The following is a 19,999-nucleotide window of genomic DNA, read 5'->3' on the forward strand; positions in this document are numbered from 1 at the left end:
TTCAAAGACACTGGGGAATGTCTTAAATTAGGGAGGAACAGCTTCGATACATATACTATAAAAGATAGATGTGACCCTCGTGTGAACATAGAGTGAAAGAGAGAGGGAGTTTAAAAAAGGATAGAAAGACAAAAAAATAAGACCATCGTATAAAAGATGGTCAAAGGAAGGGGACAATTTATGTCAATTTAATTAGGGATGGAAGCTATTCAAAGACACTGGGGAATGTCTTAAATTAGGGAGGAACAGCTTCGATACATATACTATAAAAGATAGATGTGACCCCCATGTGAACATAGAGTGAAAGGTATGGGGATTTGAAAAATAGTACATATAAAATTATTGTTGCAAGAGTTGTAGAGTTAAGAGAAAGATAATAGAAAGTTTTTCTGTCATAAAATGAAGTAAAGTTCGAATATAAATAAAAGTTGAAATCTATGAAAAAAAGGATTATGCTCAACTATGTTATGAGAATATAAGGTTTATCCCGCTACTTGTAGGTTCTTAAAAGCCTGTATTTATGAGGGGATAGAAGCTTCACTTAATAAAGGGAGTTAGTGATATGAAAGTAACAAAAAGACAAAGTTTGTATAATCGTTTTATACAATTAAACCCACCACAAATATTAGCATTAGGTTTTTTCTGCTTAATTGTGGCCGGAGGTTTGTTATTAAAGTTACCATTCGCAACGAAAGTACATATTAGTTGGGTAGATGCTTTTTTTACAGCAACGTCGGCAGCGACTGTAACGGGTTTAGGAGTAGTAGATACTGCAAGTACGTTTACGATGTTTGGTGAAATTGTTATTATGTTTCTAATTCAAACAGGTGGTTTAGGTCTTATGACAATTGCCATTTTAATTGTTTGGGTACTAGGTAAAAAAATTGGCTTACGCCATCGATTATTAATTGGAGAAGCATTTAATCAAACAAATATAGGTGGTCTTGTAAAATTAGTAAAACGTGTCTTTATTTTTTCTATTTGTATTGAATTCATTGGAGTCATCTTTTTATCGTTTCGCTTTATTCCAGAGTTTGGTTTTGGGAAAGGTTTATACTATAGTATTTTCCATGTAATTGCTTCTTATAATAATGCGGGGTTTGCTCTTTGGCCAGATAATTTAACAAGGTATGTAGGAGACCCTATTATTAATATTGGAATTTGTTCCTTAATTGTAATAGGAGGACTCGGTTTTACCGTATTAATTGATATATGGTATAGTCGTAGTTTTCGAAAATTATCACTTCACTCAAAAATAATGATTATTGGAACAGTAGCGCTAAATGTTATAGCAATGATTGTGATTTTTGTATTGGAATATAATAATGTGAAGACGTTAGGGAATTTATCTTTAAATGAAAAGTTATGGGCGTCTTTCTTTCAAGGTATTACACCTCGTACAGCTGGTTTTAATACAGTTGATTATGGAGGGATGGAAGAATCATCTATATTATTTACGATGGTTTTAATGTTTATCGGTGCAGGAAGTGTATCGACGGGTGGAGGTATTAAATTAACGACGTTTGTTATTTTAATTACATCTGTCCTTTCTTTCTTTAGAAAGAAGGAGGAAATTGTTTTATTTCAGCGTACAATTAAAATGTCGACAGTAACGAGAGCGTTAGCAATTGTCGTTGCCAGTCAAATACTTATTTTTACAGCAGTATTTGTATTAATGCTTACAGAAGACTTTAGCTTTATTCAGCTACTATTTGAGACAATTTCAGCATTTGGCACAGTTGGATTAACAATGGGGATTACTGCGAAGCTATCAGCATTTGGAAAATGTATTATTATGTTTGTTATGTTTTGTGGATTAATTGGACCGCTAACACTTGTGTTTTCTTTAGCACGCCCAGCAAAACAAAAAATAAAATATCCATCAGAAGATGTATTTACAGGATAAGGTATCTCGCATAAAGCGAGATACCTTTTTCTTTTTAAAAAAGGGAGAACAATAAACCGATAAGTGCTACACGGAATAAAATCGCGATGAGTGCAGCAATTCCACCAACAATGGCAGCGATACCACCAGTTACAGTAGCTCCGCGATTATAAGCGTAAATTCCTAGTAACACAGAAACAAGACCAAATAGTGTTGGGAAGGTGAAGAGTGATAATATAGATAAGGCAAGAGCGATAAAACCGGCAGTTGATCCAGCAGCAGACGATCTTACATCATCTTTATCTTCTTTCTTATCGTAATCATAATCAATGCGCTGTGGTGCAACTTCAGCTGCATATTCTTCTTTATAGTCACTATAATCACTATCTATTCTATCTCTTTTTTTGTAATCATCAAATTTCTCAGTCAAAGTCATGACTCCTTTCATAACAAGGTTCAATAGTAGTATGTATCTCTTTTTCTTTTTTATCCGAGGATAGGCAGGGAGTAATATCCATGTAGAAGAAAATTGTTTTTTTGAAATAGGAAAAGTTAGTATGACTTCCTCTATTTTGGAAAGTATAAAAAGGAATAATGAGGAAAGGGTGCAGTACATAATGGAACATCCAATTGAAAATTTAATGAAAACAGCGATGACAAATTTAAAAGAGATGGTAGATGTAAATACGATTGTTGGAAGTCCGGTTTCGACAGCTGACGGAAATGTAGTATTAACAGTATCTCAAGTGGCGTTTGGTTTTGGAGCTGGTGGAAGTGACTTTAAAGGGGATTTCATTACTGAAAAACATAATGGTGGACAAGGTCAGCATAAAGAGAATAAGCCAGGGCATCCATTTGGAGGCGGAAGTGGGGCTGGGGTTTCCATTAGTCCCGTTGCTTTTTTAGTAGTTGGTTCTAACGGAGTACAAGTATTGCATCTTAACAGTAGTACACATTTAATTGAAAAAGCTTTAAACACTGTACCAAGTACTGTAGATAAATTTGTGAATGGTCGTCAAAAGTGAACTTGCAATTTTTAGGAATTGTGATATATTAGAAAAAGTGCGCTTTAGGATGATCGGAATAATTGAAATGTAAATATATAATAAGATGTGTGGAATAAGGGAGAGGAATGTATGATTAATATTAAAAACTTAGTAGTTGGCTTATTTATGTTAGTAAGCGGCTTTGTTGTATATGTAATAAAAGAAAAAGCTCCATTCTAAAACAGACAAACCGTTACTGTCTGTTTTTAATTTGTAAAAAATATTGACAAGTTACTGTATTGGTGTTAGAATTTTAATTCGTGTCTCGGTTACAGCTAGTGTAAAGTAAATATCTCTTATGAATACAATACGAAAAGTTTGCGAAAGATCGGGTAATTTTATCAACAACTTTTGTGAACAAACCCTATAAATTGTATTTGTAAGCCATATATGTATACTAGTGAATCAAGGAGCGGTCATTGGAACCGTAATGATGAGAGAGAGGTAGGGCTTTCATCCAGTATATGTTACTTTCCCGTTAGGTGAATATAAAAAAGAGGACTCCTTTTTAAAAGGAGTCCTCTTTCTTTTGTGTGTTATACCATAATGAGAAATGACTTTTAAATACGGTTCTCAACTTGCTGACAAATTTCATCTGTTGTTAAACCATGAGCTGTAATTACCGATCCTTTTATTGATGTATCTGCAATCCCCATCACATTAGAATCTTGCCCAGTTACAACACAACAATCGCAGCCTTGTGCATCATTTTCTGAGTTAAGTGTAACGACTTCATGTCCTTGTTGCTGAAGAGCTTGTTGAACATCTGTTAATGAGTTTTCAACGCCAATTCTAGCCATAATTTTCACCTCCTACCATCTAGTTGCTAGTATGCTCAAGTCTATAGCATATATTTATGAAAAGATGGTAGGAAGCATATATTTGTTTAGTCGTTATAAACACCAGTAAGCATTTGACTAACGAATTGATCGTTTAATGTATCCTGTGCGGAAGAAGGATTAGATTGAATATCGATTGAAGCGATAAAATTATTATGTTCTTTGTTATTCGGTTCTACCTCTACATAATTATCGAATTTACAAAAACCTTTCGTATCCATTAGATCAAATAGTTGTAGCATTTCAACTACTTCTTGTCTCGTTCCTTTAATTTGTACACACGCCATATTTATTTCCTCCTTCATTTTGACAAATTGTTTTTTAAAAATAGGATTATGATTTCGAAATAAAAATTATGAATGTTATTTTTACACAGCACTAATTTTTTTATTTTCCCCCTTTTTCAGCAAAAGTCGTTATATATTCCCGAATTTATAAAATCGGACGTCCGTTTATTGAATACAATAGATTCGTACCTCTTAGAGAAAATCCTTCTTTTAAACAAATATTTTTTTTAGTGGAAATTGGCGAAAAAAATTTTTTGACTTTTTGTAAACGTTAACAATGTTGTTAAATCAATATAATTAAAGATGTACGTACGATTAAAAATTAAAAATTTTCTAAAAATTCACTTGATTTATTTAGAAAGGAGAGTAAACTAGGAAACAATAAAAAATTCATAGAACATAGGAGGCGCTTTCCAGTGAACGAACAATGGATTTTCTTAAATGGAGAATTTGTTCCAAAAGACGAAGCAAAAGTTTCAGTATATGATCATGGCTATTTATATGGCGATGGAGTGTTTGAAGGCATTAGAGTTTATAGCGGTAATGTTTTCCGTTTGAGAGAGCATCTTGTCCGGTTATATGAATCAGCGAAATCCATCATGTTAGAAATTCCATATTCGTTAGATGAAGTAACGAATATTGTTGTTGAGACGATTCGACAAAATAAATTATCTAATGGATACATTCGCCTTGTTGTATCGAGAGGAGCAGGAAATCTTGGGTTAGATCCTGATTCTTGTAAGACACCGAATGTAGTAGTAATTGCAGAACAACTATCTTTATTCCCACAAGAATATTATGAAAAGGGGATTCCAGTTGTAACAGTTGCAACGCGCCGAAATCGACCAGATGTTTTATCACCTCAAGTAAAATCTTTAAATTATTTAAACAATATTTTAGTTCGTATTGAAGCGAAATTAGCTGGAGTACAAGAAGCACTTATGTTAAATGATCAAGGATACGTAGCTGAAGGTTCAGGAGATAACGTATTTATTGTAAAAGGAAATAAATTAATTACACCACCAAGTTCTGCTGGAGCGTTAGAAGGTATTACACGAAACGCAATTTTAGAAATCGGCGAAAAACTTGGGTATGACGTAAGAGAAGAGTTATTTACAAGGCACGATGTATATGTAGCTGATGAAGTATTTTTAACAGGAACAGCTGCTGAAGTTATTGCTGTTACGACAGTAGATGGTAGGACGATTGGTTTAGGAAAAACGGGACTACATACGAATCGTTTACTAGAAGAATTCCGTAAATTAGTTGTAGAAGATGGAGAGAAAATTTACGAAGAAAATAAAGTTGGATAATAACTCTTTATGAAATGAGAAAGCGTTGATAGGGAGGAGTAGTTGATTGTGAAGCCTCACAGAGAGTCGGTGGTTGCTGGAAACCGATGGTTCACGTCGACGAACATCGCCCTTGAGTGCTAAGCTGAAGCATTTGGTTAGGCTTAGACGGTAGCTCCGTTATTAGCTAGACTCATTTATGGGTCACTGAGGCAAGAGTATTCTTGCGAAGAAGGGTGGTACCGCGAAATCTTTCGTCCCTTCAGCACATAGCTGGAGTGTGGACGTAGGATTTTTTTTATTTATAAATTTTTTTTAAAGGGGGCTTATAAGAACAATGTCTTCAAAAACGGAAGAGAAACTGGCAACTGGTGCACAGCTATTGTTAGAAGCGCTAGAAAAGGAAGGCGTAGAAGTGATTTTCGGTTATCCGGGTGGTGCCGTTTTACCTCTTTATGATGCGCTTTATGACTGTGAAATTCCGCATATTTTAACAAGGCATGAGCAAGGGGCCATTCATGCAGCTGAAGGGTATGCCAGAATTACTGGAAATCCAGGGGTTGTAATTGCAACAAGCGGGCCTGGTGCTACAAATGTTATTACTGGTCTAGCTGATGCGATGATTGATTCATTGCCACTTGTTGTATTTACAGGGCAAGTAGCAACAACGTTAATTGGAAGTGATGCTTTCCAAGAAGCGGATATTATGGGGCTTACGATGCCAGTGACAAAACATAATTATCAAGTGCGAAAGGCCTCGGATTTACCTCGAATTATTAAAGAAGCATTTCATATCGCTAGAACAGGAAGACCAGGTCCAGTCGTAATTGATCTTCCGAAAGATATGGTAGTAGAACAAGGGGAACGATGTAGTGACGTGCAAATGGATTTACCAGGGTACAACCCTAATTATGAACCGAATCTACTCCAAATAAACAAATTATTACAAGCAATTGAGATTTCAAAAAAACCGTTAATTTTAGCTGGAGCAGGTGTATTGCATGCGAAAGCTTCGAAAGAATTAACAAGTTTTGCTCGTAAATATGAAATTCCTGTTGTGCATACGTTACTTGGTCTTGGTGGTTTTCCGCCAGATGATGGACTATTTCTAGGGATGGGAGGAATGCATGGTTCTTACACAGCCAATATGGCGCTATATGAATGCGACTTACTGATCAATATTGGTGCGAGATTTGATGATCGTCTTACTGGGAATTTAGCTTATTTTGCTAAAGAGGCGACTGTTGCACATATCGATATTGATCCAGCAGAAATCGGAAAAAATGTGCCGACTGAAATTCCTATTGTTGCAAGTGCTAAGCGAGCTTTGAAAGTATTACTTCAATCAGAAGGGAAGAAAGAAAATCATCATGAATGGCTCATTTTATTAAAGGGTAGAAAAGAAAAATATCCACTCTCTTACAAACGAAATCCTGAAAGTATTAAACCTCAATACGCAATTGATATGCTATATGAAATTACGAAAGGAGAAGCGATTGTAACAACAGACGTTGGGCAACATCAAATGTGGGCAGCGCAATATTATCCGTTGAAAAATCCAGATAAATGGGTAACTTCTGGAGGATTAGGAACGATGGGATTCGGATTTCCAGCAGCAATTGGTGCACAAATTGCAAAGCCAGAAGAACTAGTTATTGCAATTGTAGGTGACGCTGGGTTTCAAATGACTCTGCAAGAATTAAGTGTCTTAAAAGAACATTCTTTGCCTGTTAAAGTTTTTATTTTAAATAATGAAGCTTTAGGAATGGTAAGACAATGGCAAGATGAATTTTATAATCAAAGATATTCGCACTCTTTACTATCGTGCCAACCAGATTTCGTCGCTCTTGCGAATGCGTATGGCATAAAAGGAATTCGCATAGATGATCCACTTCTTGCAAAGAAGCAAATACAGCATGCGATTGAATTACAAGAGCCAGTCGTAATTGATTGCCGTGTACTTCAATCAGAAAAGGTAATGCCGATGGTTGCGCCAGGGAAAGGTGTTCACCAAATGGAGGGAGTGGAAAAAAGGTGAAGAGAATTGTTACAGCAACAGTTCGAAATCAAAGTGGTGTGTTAAACCGAATTACAGGTGTTATGACACGAAGACATTTTAATATTGAAAGTATTTCAGTAGGTCATACGGAATCATCGGACATATCGCGGATGACGATTGTTGTACATGTTGAAAATGAACAGCAAGTGGAGCAGTTAATTAAACAACTTCATAAACAAATTGATGTTTTGAAAGTATCAGATATTACAGAAGAAGCGATGATCGCTAGAGAATTGGCACTTATTAAAGTCGCAACGTCTGTAGCAAGAGCAGAATTATATAGTTTAATTGAGCCATTTCGAGCCGCTGTAATAGATGTTGGGAAGGATTCCATAGTTGTGCAAGTAACAGGTACGCAGGAGAAGGTAGAAGCGTTAATTGAATTACTTCGTCCATACGGTTTGAAAGAAATTGCTAGAACAGGTGTAACAGCATTTACGCGTAGTATGAAAAAACAAGATAAGCAAGTTATGTTAATTCAATAATCATTTAAATATAGGGGGAAATGAAAATGGCAAAGGTTTATTATGAGAAAGATGTAACGGTAAATGTATTAAAAGAAAAGAAAGTAGCAATCATCGGATATGGCTCGCAAGGTCATGCGCATGCGCAAAACTTACGTGATAACGGATTTGATGTAGTAGTAGGTTTAAGAAAAGGGAAGTCTTGGGATAAAGCGAAAGAAGATGGATTTTCTGTATATACAGTAGCAGAAGCAGCAAAACAGGCGGATGTAGTAATGATTTTATTACCTGATGAACTGCAGCCAGAAGTATATGAAGCGGAAATTGCACCAAATTTACAGGCAGGAAATTCTCTCGTTTTTGCACACGGATTTAATGTTCACTTTGATCAAGTGAAACCACCAGCTAATGTAGATGTATTTCTAGTAGCACCAAAAGGTCCAGGACATTTAGTGCGCCGTACGTTTAGTGAGGGCGGTGCGGTTCCAGCACTGTTTGCAGTATATCAAGATGCAACAGGAGTAGCTACTGAAAAGGCACTTTCTTATGCTGACGGAATTGGAGCAACGAGAGCTGGTGTATTAGAAACGACGTTTAAAGAAGAAACAGAAACAGATTTATTTGGAGAGCAAGCTGTACTCTGCGGCGGAGTGACTGCACTTGTAAAAGCAGGATTTGAAACGTTAGTTGATGCGGGATACCAGCCTGAACTTGCATATTTTGAATGTTTACATGAACTGAAGCTAATCGTTGACCTTATGTATGAAGGTGGACTTGAAAATATGAGATATTCAGTTTCAGATACAGCGCAGTGGGGAGACTTCGTATCAGGACCACGCGTTGTTACTGAAGATACGAAGAAAGCGATGGGGGCAGTATTAGCAGAAATTCAAGATGGTACATTTGCAAGAGGCTGGATTGCAGAGCATAAAGCAGGAAGACCAAATTTCCACGCGACAAATGAGAAAGAAAATGAACATGAAATTGAAGTAGTTGGACGTAAATTACGTGAAATGATGCCTTTCGTACAACCGCGTGTAAAGGTAGGGATTAAATAATATGAAGCAGATTTTGTTCATGGATACGACGCTTCGTGATGGCGAACAATCACCAGGAGTAAATTTAAATGAACAAGAGAAGTTACAAATTGCTAGGCAATTAGAGAGGCTTGGTATTCATGTAATGGAAGCTGGATTCGCGGCAGCTTCCGAAGGTGACTTCCAATCGGTAAAACGCATCGCGAATACAATTCAAAATGCTACAGTTATGAGTTTAGCTAGAGCGAAAGAAAGTGATATTCGAAGAGCATATGAAGCTGTGAAAGGTGCCGTATCTCCTCGTTTACATGTATTTTTAGCTACGAGTGATATTCATATGAAATATAAACTTTGTATGTCAAAAGAAGATGTGTTAAATAGTATTCATCGTTCGGTTACGCTTGGAAAATCATTATTTCCGACAGTACAATTTTCTGCAGAAGATGCGACAAGAACATCGAGAGCATTTTTAGCTGAAGCAGTAGAAACTGCGATTCGCGCAGGAGCGAATGTAATTAATATTCCGGATACAGTTGGATATACGAATCCGGAAGAATATTATTCTCTTTTTAGATACTTACAAGAATCCGTTCCATCATATGAAAAAGCGATTTTTTCTTGTCATTGTCACGACGATCTTGGTATGGCAGTAGCAAATTCGTTAGCTGCGGTTGAAGGCGGAGCATTGCAAGTAGAAGGAACGATTAATGGCATTGGAGAAAGAGCAGGGAATGCAGCGTTAGAAGAAGTTGCGGTTGCTCTTCATATTAGAAAAGATTTTTATAAAGTAGAACCTTCGATGACTTTAAAAGAGATTAAGGCAACGAGTACATTAGTAAGCAGGTTAACGGGTATGGTTGTACCGAAAAATAAAGCAATCGTTGGAGCGAATGCATTTGCTCATGAATCAGGCATCCACCAAGATGGGGTTCTAAAAGAAGTAACAACTTATGAAATTATCGAACCAGCGCTTATAGGAGAATCTCAAAATCTCTTTGTACTTGGGAAACATTCTGGCCGTCATGCGTTTACGGAAAAAATGAAAGAGCTTGGTTATGAATTTACAAATGAAGAGCGAGATGCGGCATTCGAAGCATTTAAAAAATTGGCGGATCGTAAAAAGGAAATTACTGAGGAAGATTTACGCGCAATTATGCTTGGTGAAGCAGCATTTGCAGCCCAGCAATATAACATTACGCAATTACAAGTGCATTTCGTATCAAATAGTACACAATGCGCAACAGTTGTGCTGAAGGATGAGGAAGGAAATGTATATGAAGATGCAGCCACTGGTTCTGGTAGTATTGAAGCGATATACAATGCGATTCAAAGAATTTTAGGATTAGAATGTGAATTGGCAGATTATCGCATACAATCTATTACACAAGGTCAAGATGCACTTGCTCATGTTCATGTTGAATTAAAAGAAGGAACGCATCAAGTATCAGGTTTTGGTGTTGCGCAAGACGTATTGGAAGCATCGGCGAGAGCATATGTTCATGCAGCTGGAAAATTGAAATCGTTTATAGCGCTTGTAAAATAAGGGTTTGATAGGTGAGTGAAGCTTTCCTCACCTATCAAAATAAAGTTCTGAAAATTCAGTTAAAAGGAGTGTTAAAATTGGAAAAACGTATCGTTTGTTTAGCTGGTGATGGTGTCGGCCCGGAAATTATGGAAAGTGCAAAGGAAGTATTGCATATGGTAGAGAGACTATATGGGCATCATTTTCATTTGCAAGATGAGCACTTTGGTGGTGTTGCTATTGATTTAACGGGGCAACCATTACCACAGCGAACACTTGCCGCTTGTTTAGCGAGTGATGCGGTTTTACTTGGGGCAGTTGGTGGACCTCGTTGGGATGGTGCGAAAGAAAGACCGGAGAAAGGATTATTAGCTTTAAGAAAAGGACTTGGTGTATTTGCGAATGTTCGCCCTGTAACGGTAGAAAGCTCAACTTCGCATTTATCCCCATTAAAAAATGCTGATGAAATTGACTTCGTTGTCGTTCGTGAATTAACAGGTGGTATTTATTTTTCTTATCCGAAAGAGCGAACGGAAGAAGTCGCAACGGATACACTTACGTATCATCGTCATGAAATTGAACGTATCGTTTCTTATGCTTTTCAATTAGCGAGTAAGAGATCGAAAAAAGTAACGTCTATTGATAAGGCGAATGTTTTAGAATCTAGTAAATTATGGAGAACTGTTACGGAAGAAGTCGCTCTTCGTTATCCTCATGTTGAGTTAGAGCATATTTTAGTAGATGCAGCTGCTATGGAGTTAATTCGGAACCCAAAGAGATTTGATGTTATTGTAACAGAGAATTTGTTTGGTGATATTTTAAGTGATGAGGCTTCTGTATTAGCAGGGTCATTAGGAATGCTTCCATCAGCGAGTCATGCGGAAAACGGGCCATCTTTATATGAGCCTATTCACGGTTCAGCACCGGATATTGCAGGGAAAAATAAAGTAAATCCAATTGCGATGATGCGTTCGGTTGCGATGATGCTTGGGCAATCATTTGGATTAACGAGAGAAGGATATGCGATTGAAGAGGCAATTTCTGCAGTTCTTCAATCTGGAAAATGTACAGTTGATATTGGGGGAGATGAGACGACAACTTCATTTACGAAGGCGGTTGTTCAAGAAATGGAAGAGCAGGCACTAGTAGGGAGAGGAAGATAATGGGGAAAAGGTTGCTAGATAAACTTTGGGAAAGACATGTAGTTACAACAAATGAAAATGGATTGGATTTATTATATATTGATCTTCACCTCGTTCATGAAGTAACTTCACCGCAAGCCTTTGAAGGCTTGCGGCTTGCAAATCGAACTGTTCGGAGACCGGAATTAACGTTTGCAACGATGGATCATAATATTCCAACGAAAGATGTTTGGAATATTACCGATCGCATTGCGAAGCAGCAATTGGATACACTTCGTGAAAATTGTAAACAATTTGAGGTGCGATTAGCTGATATTGGTGATGAAGAGCAAGGAATCGTTCATGTTATCGGGCCGGAACTTGGACTCACACAACCAGGGAAAACGATTGTTTGTGGTGATAGCCATACAGCAACTCACGGTGCTTTCGGTGCGCTAGCGTTTGGTATTGGTACGAGTGAAGTGGAACATGTATTAGCAACTCAAACGTTGTGGCAACGAAAACCGAAAGCGATGGGGATTGAATTAACAGGAAAGTTACCGAAAGGCGTTTATGCAAAGGATATTATTTTACATCTTCTCTCAAAGTACGGTGTAGCGGTTGGGACTGGGTATGTAATGGAATTCTACGGAGAGACGATTCGTGATATGGGAATGGAAGAGAGAATGACACTTTGTAATATGGCAATTGAAGGAGGAGCGAAAGCAGGCATTATTGCACCGGATGAAAAAACATTTTCTTATGTAAAAGGGCGTAAATATGCACCAAAAGACTATGAATCTTTCACGGAAAAATGTTCGGAGCTTTATACGGATTCAGATGCAATTTATGATTTATATATTTCAATAGATGTTACGAGTCTAGCTCCATACGTAACTTGGGGAACAAATCCTAGTATGGGTGTTCCTATTGATGAAAAGTTACCAGAAAAGCATAACGAAAATGATGAAAGAGCATTTTCATATATGGGATTGAGCCCTGGACAAAGTACGTTTGAAATTCCTGTTAAGCATGTCTTTATTGGTTCTTGTACAAATTCACGTTTATCTGACTTAGAAATTGCTGCATCTGTTGTAAAAGGGAAAAAGGTAAAAGAAGGTGTGCGAGCACTCGTTGTACCAGGATCAAAAAGTGTGAGAGAGCGGGCAATGCAAAAAGGCTTACATCACATATTTGAAGAAGCGGGGTTTGAATGGAGAGAGCCTGGATGTTCAATGTGCCTTGGGATGAATCCAGATCAAGTACCTGAAGGAGAACATTGTGCGTCTACTTCAAATCGTAATTTTGAAGGAAGGCAAGGGAAAGGGGCAAGAACACATTTAGTAAGTCCAGCTATGGCAGCAGCTGCTGCATTATATGGGCATTTTGTTGATATTAGAAAGGAGAGTTACGATGGGGCCATTTCGTATTCATAAAGGTACTGCCGCAGTACTTATGAATGATAACATTGATACAGATCAAATTATTCCGAAACAATACTTAAAGAGAATTGAAAGGACAGGATTTGGAAAGTATTTATTTGATGAGTGGCGTTACGATAATGAGCGCCATGAAAATCCTAATTTTCCCCTTAATGCACAAGAACGAAAGGGAGCAAGTATATTAATTACAGGTGATAATTTTGGATGCGGTTCTTCAAGAGAGCATGCTCCGTGGGCCCTTGCTGATTATGGTTTCCGCGTTATTATCGCAGGGGGATTTGCAGATATTTTTTATATGAATTGTATGAAAAATGGTATGTTACCGATTGTAATGGATAAAGAGATGCGTGAACAACTTGCTACAATAAATGCGAGAGATCAAATGGAAGTCGATTTAGAGAATGAAGTCATTACTACAAATACGCACAGGTTTCATTTTACAATCGAGAAAATGTGGAAAGAAAAATTATTAAATGGTCTAGATGAAATTGCCATTACGATGCAATATGAACAAGAAATTGAAGAGTATGAAAGAAAAGTAGCTTTATATTAAGAAATAACGGAATATTAAAAATGTATTTACATTCAGAATTAACTGTTATATACTATGGAAAAATCAGAGGAGAAAGGGAGTAAGTATTATGAATATCGTACAATCTATTAAAATGCTTACACAACTACATCATCATACATGAAACCCTTGAACCTAACGTGAAAACGTGTAGGCACAAGGGTTATTCCCGTTGTACCTACACTCTACTAAAGAGCCTTGTAGGTATTTTGTCTACAAGGCTCTTTTTATTTTCGGTTTGGGTGAATGGAGTGGGCATACATTAGAAAGGGAAGGGCGTGTGAATTCAGATGACAAAGTGGAAGCGGGCAAATCCGAATGGAACGAGAGATTACTTATTTGAAGAATGTACGTTAATTGAAGAGGTGGAACAAAAATTAAGACATACATTTTTAGAGAGGGGCTATGAGGAAATAAGGACACCTACAATTGAATTTTATGATGTGTTTGCTTTTCAAAATCGGCCGATAGATGAAGAGAAGATGTATAAATTTTTTGATGAAAAGGGACGGATTATCGTGTTACGTCCAGATATGACGATTCCTTTAGCGAGAGTAATTGGAACGCAAAGGTGGGATACGCCTCTTAAGGTGACATATAGTGGAAATGTATTTCGGGCGAATGAGTCTCTGTCTGGAAAATATAATGAAATTGTACAAAGTGGTATTGAAATTATCGGGATTGATAATATAAGAGCTGAAATTGAATGTGTGATAAGTGTAATGCAAGCACTACAAAGGTTGAAGGTACAATCTTTTACAATCGAAATTGGGCAGGTAGAGTTATATAAATGTATTGTAAAAAAGCTCTCTATTCATGATGAAGAAGAGAGAGTACTTAGAACGTATATAGAAAGCAAAAATTATGCTGCTCTCTCAAATTTTATCGGAGAAAAGAAATTAGATCGGTGCGATGAAACAGTAAAATTACTTGAGAAATTACCAAGGTTATTTGGGAATTTAGAGGTTATTGAGGAAGCAGAAAAACTCGCCTCAAGTAATGAAATGAAAATGGCCATTGCAAGAGTGAAAGAAATATATGAAGCGGTTGAAAGGCTAGGCTATGGACCTTACATATCCATTGATTTAGGCATGATTCAACATTTGGACTATTATACGGGTATTATTTTCAAAGGGTATATATATGAAATTGGAGAAGAGATTGTTAGTGGTGGAAGATACGATGAGTTAATTGGGAATTTTGGAGAGATGGTGTCAGCGGTTGGCCTCGCGGTGCAAGTAAATCAAATAGTCAAGGCACTTCAAGAGCAACAAGAATCTTATGAACGAGAGCCAATAGATATGATGATACATTATGAATTGAATAGATTAGCGGAAGCTGAAAGGTTAAGAAACTTACTTCGAAAGGACGGGAAGAATGCCCAGTTATCTTTATTCTCTAATTTAAACGACACATTTCAATTTGCAAGAAACAATAAAATAGTAACGGTCGTTGAGGCAAGGAATGAATCATTGGTGGAATATGTATGGAAAGAGAAATGGGTCGTTCAGAAAGAAGGGGAGACTTCATGCGTAACATTCAAATTGCGTTAACGAAAGGAAGATTAGAGAAACATGTTATTCCGCTGTTTGAGAAAATTGGAATTGATTGTTCAGAGCTTAAAGATAAAGGGAGAAAGCTTGTCTTTCAAAGTAAAAATACAAACATTTCATTTATTTTAGTAAAAGCGGTTGATGTTGCTACTTATGTAGAACATGGAGTAGCTGATATTGGGATCGTTGGAAAAGATATTTTAATGGAAAACGAGAAAGATATATATGAAATGTTGGATTTAGGAGTGGGTATGTGTAAATTTTGTGTCGCTTCTATTCCTACGTATAATCCGAAGAGTTACCGAAAGAAACGAATTGCTACGAAATATCCACACATCACTTCCAATTATTTTCACGAAAAGGGAGAAGATGTAGAAATCATAAAAATAGAAGGTTCTGTAGAAATTGCTCCGCTTCTTGGATTAGTAGATGCGATTGTTGATATTGTTGAAACAGGAAAAACACTACAAGAGAATGGGCTCATTGTATTTGAGGAAATGTATTCTATATCCGCTCGAATGATTGTAAATAAGGCAGCTTTAAAAACTAAAAAAGACGAAATATTCAGTATTATAAATATGATGGAGCAAGAAATTTTATCAGGGAAATAGGAGGGCTTACAATGGAGATCATTTATGAAGACTTCAAGGAGGCATTATCCAAAATAAAAGTGTTGCGAGAAAACGCTAATATAATAGAAGAAACTGTTCAAAGAAGTGTAAGGGAAATCGTTCAAAACGTAAGAGAAAGTAAAGATGAGGCTTTATCTTTCTATACAAAAAAGCTTGATGGTGCGGATGTTAAAAATTTTCGTGTAAGTGAAGAAGAAATAAAACAAGCAAGTGCGTTTGTAGAACTTTCTTTTTTAGAGGCGCTACAAGAGGCGAAAAAAAACATTATCTCATATCATGAAAAGCAAAAGAGGCAATCTATGTTTGATTGCGAAAGTGATGGGATAATTAGAGGGCAGCTCATTAGACCGTTAGAAAATGTAGGTGTATATGTGCCAGGCGGGAAGGCATCGTATCCCTCTTCAGTATTAATGAATGTATTGCCAGCCAAACTGGCAGGTGTGAAAAAAATTGTAATGGTAACACCGCCAAGGCAAGGAGGAATTGACCCGCATATATTAACTGCCGCAGGTCTTGCAGGTGTAGATGAAGTTTATATGGCTGGTGGTGCCCAGGCAATCGCTGCTTTAGCGTATGGGACGGAATCGATTCCGAAAGTGGATAAAATAGTTGGACCGGGAAATTTGTACGTCGCTTTAGCGAAGCGAGAAGTATACGGAATAGTAAATATCGATATGATTGCTGGGCCATCAGAAATTGTAGTTATCGCTGATGAAACAGGCAATGCCAAATATATCGCTGCTGATTTATTATCGCAAGCAGAACATGACGAGAGGGCAACAGCGATTTGTATTACAACGAATATAGAACTAGCTAAAGAAGTAGGAAGAGAGATAGAAAGACAGTTAGAAACATTACCAAGAAGTGAAATCGCTCGTGAATCAATCAAAAGAAATGGAGCCATTTTTATCGTTTCTTCTTTAGATGAGGCACTAAAGTTATCAAATGAAATTGCTCCAGAACATTTAGAGTTACATATAAAAGAGCCAATGAATGCTCTAGCTTATGTGAAACATGCAGGCTCTATTTTCCTTGGGCCATATGCACCAGAGCCGCTCGGCGATTATTTGGCAGGACCGAATCACGTTTTACCGACAAGTGGAACAGCAAGATTTTTCTCCCCGTTATCAGTCGATGATTTCGTAAAAAAATCAAGCTTTCTTTCTTATACAGAGGAAGCGTTAAAAAATGTACAACATCATATTGTAGAACTGGCAAATAAAGAAGGTTTATATGCACACGCAAGAGCAGTCCAAATGAGATTTGAGGAGGAAGAATAATGCGACAGTCGAGTCAAGTACGTGAAACGACAGAAACAAAAATTAAATTAAGTTTGCAGCTTGATGAAAGTACGAATGTTTCTATTCAAACAGGAGTAGGTTTTTTTGATCATATGCTAACTTTATTTGCAAGGCATGGACGATTTGGTTTACAAATTGAAGCTGAAGGTGACGTGTTTGTCGATGCACATCACACGGTTGAAGATGTTGGAATTGTACTCGGAAATTGCTTGAAAGAAGCATTGCAAAATAAAGAGAGTATTAATAGGTACGGTTCCGCATATGTACCGATGGATGAATCTTTAGGTTTTGTCGCAATTGATATAAGTGGACGTTCCTATAGTGTGTTTCAAGGCGAGTTAACAAATCCGAAATTAGGTGATTTTGACACAGAATTAACGGAAGAGTTTTTTAGAGCAGTTGCTCATGCAGCAAATATTACGTTACACGCTCGTATTTTATACGGAAGTAATACACATCACAAAATTGAAGCTTTATTTAAGGCATTTGGTCGAGCGCTTAGAGAGGCAGTCGAAAAAAATGACAACATAACTGGTGTAAATTCAACGAAGGGGATGTTGTAATTGATTGCTATTGTAGATTATGGGATGGGAAATATTCGTAGTGTGGAACAGGCATTAAAATATATTGGAGCAGAGTATATCGTAACGGATGATAGAGAGGAAATATTGAGAAGTGATGGCGTTATTTTACCAGGAGTAGGGGCATTTCCGAAAGCGATGGACGTTCTAGAAGAAAAAAAATTAGTATTTGTGCTAAAAGAGGTTGGAAATTTAGGGAAACCGTTCCTTGGTATATGTTTAGGTATGCAACTTTTATTTGAAAAAAGTGAGGAATTAAAAGACTGTAGCGGATTAAGTTTATTGCCAGGTGTTATTCGGAAATTAAAAGTGCCTTATAAAATTCCACATATGGGATGGAATGAATTGAAGAAAGAAGGAGAAATACCACTTTGGAATGAAATAGAAGACGGTTCTTTCGTATATTATGTCCACTCTTATTATGCAGATTGTCCAAAGGGAATTGTGTATGGGGCAAGCGAGTATGGGGTGCAAGTACCTGGTTTTGTAGCGAAAGGAAACGTATTTGGAGCGCAGTTTCACCCTGAAAAAAGTGGGGAAGTCGGAATACAAATTTTAAAGAATTTTAAAGGGGTGGTAGAAGCATGGAAATTTTCCCAGCTATCGATTTAAAAGAAGGGCGATGTGTCAGACTTTATCAAGGAGAGTTTAGTAAAGAAACGGTTATGAATGAAGATCCGGTTGCGCAAGCGATCATATTTGAAAAGCTTGGAGCGAAAATATTACACATTGTTGATTTAGACGGTGCAATTGCTGGAGAGTCGTTAAATTTGCTTGTCATTGAAAGAATATGCAGGGCGGTGCGTATTCCCGTGCAAGTTGGAGGAGGGATTCGATCACTTGTAGCAGTGGAGAAGCTATTGTTAGCAGGTGTAGAAAAAGTCATTTTAGGAACAGCTGCTCTTTATGATAAGTCATTTTTAGAGGAAGCAGTTCGGCTATATAAAGAGAAAATAATTGTTGGAATTGATGCGAAAAATGGTTTCATAGCAACTAGAGGTTGGCTTGATGTGTCTGAAATTTCTTATATTCATTTAGCGAAGCAAATGGAGAGTGTAGGTGTTCAAACGATTGTATTTACAGACATCTCGAGAGATGGGACACTTGCAGGACCAAATTTTGAGCAATTAGGGTTACTGCAAAAAAGTGTGGGTATTCGTCTCATTGCCTCTGGAGGAGTGGCGTCTATTCAAGATGTGAAAAGGTTAAATGATATGAATATACATGGTGTTATCATTGGTAAGGCTCTTTACGAGAATACAATTGATTTAGAAGAAGTGCTAGAGGTAACAAAGCTATGTTAGCGAAACGAATTATTCCATGTCTAGATGTGAAAGAAGGGCGAGTCGTAAAGGGTGTAAATTTTATAGGATTACAAGATGTCGGCGATCCTGTTGAAATAGCGGCTTTATATAATGGTGCGGGAGCAGATGAAATTGTATTTTTAGATATTACTGCGACACATGAAGGGCGAAAAACGATGATAGATGTTGTAGAAAAAACTGCCTCAAAAATATTTATTCCTCTTACAGTAGGTGGGGGGATTTCTAATGTTCAAGATATATACAATCTGCTACGAGCCGGTGCGGATAAAATTTCAATTAATTCAGCAGCAGTACGGAATCCAAAACTAATTCAGGAAGGTGCAGAACATTTTGGCTCGCAATGTATTGTTGTAGCAATCGATGCTAGAAAAGTAGCAGAAGGTAAATGGAATGTATACGTAAATGGCGGGAGGGGTGATACAGGAATGGATGCAATCGAATGGGCAAAGCACGCCGTACAATTAGGGGCAGGAGAAATTTTGCTAACGAGTATGGATGCAGATGGAACGAAGGATGGATACGATCTTCAGTTAACAGAAGCAATTTCAAGTAGCGTTTCCGTCCCGGTAATTGCATCAGGAGGATGTGGTCATGCGGATCACATTATAGAGGTATTTAAAAAGACAACAGTCGACGCAGCGCTAGCAGCATCAATCTTTCATTATGGTGAAGAGACTGTGCAGGATGTAAAGAGAAAATTAAGAGAAGCAAACGTTGAGGTGCGACTATGAAGCCTAACTTCTCAAAAGGGTTACTACCAGCAGTGGTGATAGAGGAAGATACGAAAGAAGTTTTAATGCTCGCTTACATGAATGAAGAAGCGTATGAAAAGACGTTAGAAACAAAAAGGACGTGGTTTTATTCTCGCTCAAGACAATCGTTATGGAATAAAGGAGAAACATCGGGCAATATGCAGTATGTTCAATCCCTTTATTTAGATTGTGATCAAGATTCAATTGTAGTTGTTGTAAAGCAAGTAGGACCTGCTTGTCATACGGGAGAGAAAACATGTTTTCATTATAAAGTTATATAGGGGGATGAA

At 37.2% G+C, this 19,999-nt stretch carries 22 protein-coding genes, 1 pseudogene and 1 other annotated feature; of the genes and pseudogenes, 20 read left to right on the forward strand and 3 right to left on the reverse strand.

Annotation, left to right across the window (positions count from 1 at the left end; translation table 11 throughout):
• The first annotated feature begins 562 nt into the window (after positions 1 to 562).
• On the forward strand, positions 563 to 1,906 hold the full coding sequence (locus tag JDS81_RS04270; RefSeq protein WP_000869131.1) for a TrkH family potassium uptake protein: 1,344 nt from the start codon (positions 563 to 565) through the stop codon (positions 1,904 to 1,906).
• Between the two features lie 34 nt (positions 1,907 to 1,940).
• On the opposite strand, the gene JDS81_RS04275 is transcribed toward JDS81_RS04270, so the two are convergent.
• Positions 1,941 to 2,333 (reverse strand): hypothetical protein, encoded by a 393-nt coding sequence (locus tag JDS81_RS04275; protein WP_002038267.1) that lies wholly within the window; start codon positions 2,331 to 2,333, stop codon positions 1,941 to 1,943.
• Positions 2,334 to 2,442: 109 nt separating this feature from the next.
• Between JDS81_RS04275 and ytfJ the strand changes: the two genes are divergently transcribed.
• On the forward strand, positions 2,443 to 2,910 hold the full coding sequence (ytfJ, locus tag JDS81_RS04280) for a GerW family sporulation protein (RefSeq protein ID WP_002038268.1): 468 nt from the start codon (positions 2,443 to 2,445) through the stop codon (positions 2,908 to 2,910).
• Between the two features lie 111 nt (positions 2,911 to 3,021).
• Positions 3,022 to 3,111 carry a hypothetical protein gene (locus JDS81_RS04285; RefSeq protein WP_000608227.1) on the forward strand — a complete coding sequence of 30 codons (90 nt, stop codon included), beginning with the start codon at positions 3,022 to 3,024 and terminating at the stop codon, positions 3,109 to 3,111.
• A 380-nt stretch (positions 3,112 to 3,491) separates the two neighbouring features.
• Here JDS81_RS04285 and JDS81_RS04290 read toward each other — a convergent pair whose 3' ends face one another.
• Entirely contained in the window at positions 3,492 to 3,731 is a 240-nt protein-coding gene (locus JDS81_RS04290) for a YkuS family protein (protein WP_000101014.1), read from the reverse strand.
• Between the two features lie 86 nt (positions 3,732 to 3,817).
• A complete protein-coding gene (locus JDS81_RS04295; RefSeq protein ID WP_000752506.1) occupies positions 3,818 to 4,057 on the reverse strand; it encodes a DUF3911 family protein in 240 nt (79 codons plus the stop codon).
• Between the two features lie 59 nt (positions 4,058 to 4,116).
• On the opposite strand from JDS81_RS04295, the pseudogene JDS81_RS30895 reads away from it, so the two are divergent.
• The 17 genes and pseudogenes from JDS81_RS30895 to hisI all read left to right on the forward strand — a co-directional run bounded on the left by JDS81_RS30895 (position 4,117) and on the right by hisI (position 19,990).
• A pseudogene (locus JDS81_RS30895) lies at positions 4,117 to 4,332 on the forward strand (hypothetical protein).
• A 141-nt stretch (positions 4,333 to 4,473) separates the two neighbouring features.
• Complete coding sequence (ilvE, locus tag JDS81_RS04300; RefSeq protein WP_001005499.1) at positions 4,474 to 5,370, forward strand: branched-chain-amino-acid transaminase; 897 nt, start codon at positions 4,474 to 4,476, stop codon at positions 5,368 to 5,370.
• Between the two features lie 16 nt (positions 5,371 to 5,386).
• Positions 5,387 to 5,614: a binding site (T-box leader), on the forward strand.
• A 72-nt stretch (positions 5,615 to 5,686) separates the two neighbouring features.
• On the forward strand, positions 5,687 to 7,387 hold the full coding sequence (gene ilvB / locus JDS81_RS04305) for an acetolactate synthase large subunit (RefSeq protein ID WP_016108064.1): 1,701 nt from the start codon (positions 5,687 to 5,689) through the stop codon (positions 7,385 to 7,387).
• A complete protein-coding gene (ilvN, locus tag JDS81_RS04310) occupies positions 7,384 to 7,893 on the forward strand; it encodes an acetolactate synthase small subunit (protein ID WP_000822948.1) in 510 nt (169 codons plus the stop codon). The genes ilvB and ilvN overlap by 4 nt, the downstream gene beginning before the upstream one ends.
• A 26-nt stretch (positions 7,894 to 7,919) precedes the next feature.
• On the forward strand, positions 7,920 to 8,930 hold the full coding sequence (gene ilvC / locus JDS81_RS04315) for a ketol-acid reductoisomerase (RefSeq protein WP_097954452.1): 1,011 nt from the start codon (positions 7,920 to 7,922) through the stop codon (positions 8,928 to 8,930).
• A 1-nt stretch (position 8,931) separates the two neighbouring features.
• Complete coding sequence (leuA, locus tag JDS81_RS04320; RefSeq protein ID WP_097954453.1) at positions 8,932 to 10,452, forward strand: 2-isopropylmalate synthase; 1,521 nt, start codon at positions 8,932 to 8,934, stop codon at positions 10,450 to 10,452.
• A gap of 77 nt (positions 10,453 to 10,529) precedes the next feature.
• Positions 10,530 to 11,594, forward strand: a complete 1,065-nt coding sequence (gene leuB, locus JDS81_RS04325; protein ID WP_000415349.1) for a 3-isopropylmalate dehydrogenase — start codon at positions 10,530 to 10,532, stop codon at positions 11,592 to 11,594.
• Positions 11,594 to 12,988 carry a 3-isopropylmalate dehydratase large subunit gene (gene leuC / locus JDS81_RS04330; protein WP_097954454.1) on the forward strand — a complete coding sequence of 465 codons (1,395 nt, stop codon included), beginning with the start codon at positions 11,594 to 11,596 and terminating at the stop codon, positions 12,986 to 12,988. The genes leuB and leuC overlap by 1 nt, the downstream gene beginning before the upstream one ends.
• A complete protein-coding gene (gene leuD / locus JDS81_RS04335) occupies positions 12,966 to 13,547 on the forward strand; it encodes a 3-isopropylmalate dehydratase small subunit (RefSeq protein WP_097954455.1) in 582 nt (193 codons plus the stop codon). The genes leuC and leuD overlap by 23 nt, the downstream gene beginning before the upstream one ends.
• A 308-nt stretch (positions 13,548 to 13,855) precedes the next feature.
• Complete coding sequence (locus tag JDS81_RS04340; RefSeq protein ID WP_097954456.1) at positions 13,856 to 15,118, forward strand: ATP phosphoribosyltransferase regulatory subunit; 1,263 nt, start codon at positions 13,856 to 13,858, stop codon at positions 15,116 to 15,118.
• Positions 15,094 to 15,729: an ATP phosphoribosyltransferase gene (gene hisG / locus JDS81_RS04345; RefSeq protein ID WP_001244463.1), complete on the forward strand. Its 636-nt coding sequence runs from the start codon at positions 15,094 to 15,096 to the stop codon at positions 15,727 to 15,729. Before JDS81_RS04340 ends, hisG begins: the two co-directional genes overlap by 25 nt.
• An 11-nt stretch (positions 15,730 to 15,740) precedes the next feature.
• A complete protein-coding gene (gene hisD, locus JDS81_RS04350; protein ID WP_000402922.1) occupies positions 15,741 to 17,030 on the forward strand; it encodes a histidinol dehydrogenase in 1,290 nt (429 codons plus the stop codon).
• A complete protein-coding gene (gene hisB, locus JDS81_RS04355; protein WP_001249958.1) occupies positions 17,030 to 17,614 on the forward strand; it encodes an imidazoleglycerol-phosphate dehydratase HisB in 585 nt (194 codons plus the stop codon). Before hisD ends, hisB begins: the two co-directional genes overlap by 1 nt.
• Complete coding sequence (gene hisH, locus JDS81_RS04360; RefSeq protein WP_097954457.1) at positions 17,615 to 18,244, forward strand: imidazole glycerol phosphate synthase subunit HisH; 630 nt, start codon at positions 17,615 to 17,617, stop codon at positions 18,242 to 18,244. It abuts the gene before it with no gap.
• On the forward strand, positions 18,217 to 18,936 hold the full coding sequence (gene hisA / locus JDS81_RS04365; protein WP_097954458.1) for a 1-(5-phosphoribosyl)-5-[(5-phosphoribosylamino)methylideneamino]imidazole-4-carboxamide isomerase: 720 nt from the start codon (positions 18,217 to 18,219) through the stop codon (positions 18,934 to 18,936). Before hisH ends, hisA begins: the two co-directional genes overlap by 28 nt.
• Positions 18,930 to 19,688, forward strand: a complete 759-nt coding sequence (hisF, locus tag JDS81_RS04370) for an imidazole glycerol phosphate synthase subunit HisF (protein WP_097954459.1) — start codon at positions 18,930 to 18,932, stop codon at positions 19,686 to 19,688. The genes hisA and hisF overlap by 7 nt, the downstream gene beginning before the upstream one ends.
• Positions 19,685 to 19,990, forward strand: coding sequence for a phosphoribosyl-AMP cyclohydrolase (gene hisI / locus JDS81_RS04375; protein WP_000803970.1), 306 nt, complete (start codon positions 19,685 to 19,687; stop codon positions 19,988 to 19,990). Before hisF ends, hisI begins: the two co-directional genes overlap by 4 nt.
• Positions 19,991 to 19,999: the final 9 nt, after the last annotated feature.

Source organism: Bacillus cereus group sp. N31 (assembly GCF_016483245.1).
In the GTDB taxonomy this organism is placed as follows: Bacteria; Bacillota; Bacilli; order Bacillales; family Bacillaceae_G; genus Bacillus_A; species Bacillus_A toyonensis.

What these genes read in the sequence shown, in the direction of transcription:
- JDS81_RS04270 (WP_000869131.1), top strand. Translation starts at nt 563, where the DNA reads ATGAAAGTAACAAAAAGACAAAGTTTGTATAATCGTTTTATACAATTA.
- JDS81_RS04275 (WP_002038267.1), bottom strand. Translation starts at nt 2,333, where the DNA reads ATGAAAGGAGTCATGACTTTGACTGAGAAATTTGATGATTACAAAAAA.
- ytfJ (WP_002038268.1), top strand. Translation starts at nt 2,443, where the DNA reads ATGACTTCCTCTATTTTGGAAAGTATAAAAAGGAATAATGAGGAAAGG.
- JDS81_RS04285 (WP_000608227.1), top strand. Translation starts at nt 3,022, where the DNA reads ATGATTAATATTAAAAACTTAGTAGTTGGCTTATTTATGTTAGTAAGC.
- JDS81_RS04290 (WP_000101014.1), bottom strand. Translation starts at nt 3,731, where the DNA reads ATGGCTAGAATTGGCGTTGAAAACTCATTAACAGATGTTCAACAAGCT.
- JDS81_RS04295 (WP_000752506.1), bottom strand. Translation starts at nt 4,057, where the DNA reads ATGGCGTGTGTACAAATTAAAGGAACGAGACAAGAAGTAGTTGAAATG.
- ilvB (WP_016108064.1), top strand. Translation starts at nt 5,687, where the DNA reads ATGTCTTCAAAAACGGAAGAGAAACTGGCAACTGGTGCACAGCTATTG.
- ilvC (WP_097954452.1), top strand. Translation starts at nt 7,920, where the DNA reads ATGGCAAAGGTTTATTATGAGAAAGATGTAACGGTAAATGTATTAAAA.
- leuA (WP_097954453.1), top strand. Translation starts at nt 8,932, where the DNA reads ATGAAGCAGATTTTGTTCATGGATACGACGCTTCGTGATGGCGAACAA.
- leuC (WP_097954454.1), top strand. Translation starts at nt 11,594, where the DNA reads ATGGGGAAAAGGTTGCTAGATAAACTTTGGGAAAGACATGTAGTTACA.
- leuD (WP_097954455.1), top strand. Translation starts at nt 12,966, where the DNA reads ATGGGGCCATTTCGTATTCATAAAGGTACTGCCGCAGTACTTATGAAT.
- JDS81_RS04340 (WP_097954456.1), top strand. Translation starts at nt 13,856, where the DNA reads ATGACAAAGTGGAAGCGGGCAAATCCGAATGGAACGAGAGATTACTTA.
- hisG (WP_001244463.1), top strand. Translation starts at nt 15,094, where the DNA reads ATGCGTAACATTCAAATTGCGTTAACGAAAGGAAGATTAGAGAAACAT.
- hisD (WP_000402922.1), top strand. Translation starts at nt 15,741, where the DNA reads ATGGAGATCATTTATGAAGACTTCAAGGAGGCATTATCCAAAATAAAA.
- hisB (WP_001249958.1), top strand. Translation starts at nt 17,030, where the DNA reads ATGCGACAGTCGAGTCAAGTACGTGAAACGACAGAAACAAAAATTAAA.
- hisA (WP_097954458.1), top strand. Translation starts at nt 18,217, where the DNA reads ATGGAAATTTTCCCAGCTATCGATTTAAAAGAAGGGCGATGTGTCAGA.
- hisF (WP_097954459.1), top strand. Translation starts at nt 18,930, where the DNA reads ATGTTAGCGAAACGAATTATTCCATGTCTAGATGTGAAAGAAGGGCGA.
- hisI (WP_000803970.1), top strand. Translation starts at nt 19,685, where the DNA reads ATGAAGCCTAACTTCTCAAAAGGGTTACTACCAGCAGTGGTGATAGAG.